This is a genomic window from Cellulomonas septica (assembly GCF_012396155.1).
GTDB classification, from domain to species: Bacteria; Actinomycetota; Actinomycetes; order Actinomycetales; family Cellulomonadaceae; genus Cellulomonas; species Cellulomonas septica.
In genome coordinates, this window is sequence record NZ_JAAXOY010000905.1 from 1 (window position 1) to 1,029 (window position 1,029).

1 protein-coding gene is annotated in these 1,029 nt (G+C 76.4%); it reads right to left on the reverse strand.

The window, feature by feature from the left end:
* Positions 1 to 970 (reverse strand): glycosyltransferase (locus HGA02_RS20175; protein WP_168681210.1); only part of this gene is annotated, 970 nt, incomplete at its 3' end.
* Between the last annotated feature and the right edge of the window lie 59 nt (positions 971 to 1,029).

Genomic DNA, 1,029 nt, shown 5'->3' on the forward strand with positions numbered 1-1,029 from the left:
CGAAGGCGTCCGTGAGGTGCGCGGCGAACGCGGCCGCGGCGTCGGGTGCCGCGAGGTCGACGTAGGTGCACGCCGCGCCCCCCGCCTCCGGGATGGCCGTCGCGTCGGACGCGACGACCGGGGTCCCCACGGCGAGCGCCTCGAGCACCGGGATGCCCCACCCCTCGCCCCGGCTCGGGAAGAGGAACACGGTCGCGCGCCGGTACAGCTCCCACAGCTCGTCCTGCGGCACGTCGCTCAGGTGGACGGCGCGCGGCTCGGCGGCGAGGCGCGCGAGCGTCGCCGGGTCCTCGAAGTCGTCGCGCCCGACGACCACCAGACGCACGTCGGGGTCCGCGACCCGCGCGAACGCGTCGAGCGCGAGCGCGAGGTTCTTGCGCGGCTCCAGGCGTCCGACCATGAGCGCGTACCGGGTCCCCGCCGGCACCTGCGCGGGGAGCGCGGCGCTCGTCGGCGGGGGCGGCTCGACGCCGTTGTGGACGAGCAGGACGTCCTGCTCGCGCCGGCCGTAGACGCGCGCGATCTGCGACCGCGAGTACTCCGACACCGTGGCGACCGTGCCCGCGCGCCGCGCCGACCAGCCCACGAGCACCTTGTTGCGCCAGCGCGTCCCGCGGCCGAAGAACTCCGGGTGGGTCTCGAACAGCACGTCGTGCACCACGACGAGCTGACGACCCGGGTAGCGCGGCGGGCTGAAGTACTGCGTCACGAGCACGTCGAGACGGTCCTCGCGCACCGCGCGCGGCCAGAACCGGAGGTTGCGGCCGACCGGCCCGCCGGGCGGCAGCACGCGGTGCTCGACCACGACGTCGCCGAGCATCGCCGCGGTCCGCGCCGGGTCGCCCGAGTACACGACGAACGTGAGGTCGGGCGCGAGCGCCGGAGCGCGTCGCAGCGTCTCGAGCACCCACGTCCGCGTGCCCTGGAACTTGCCGTCGAGCACGTGCGCGTCGACCCCGACCCGCGTCACGCGGCCACCTCCGTCCGTCGCGCGCGCGCCGCGGGGCGCACCAGGGCGCGCACCGCCCA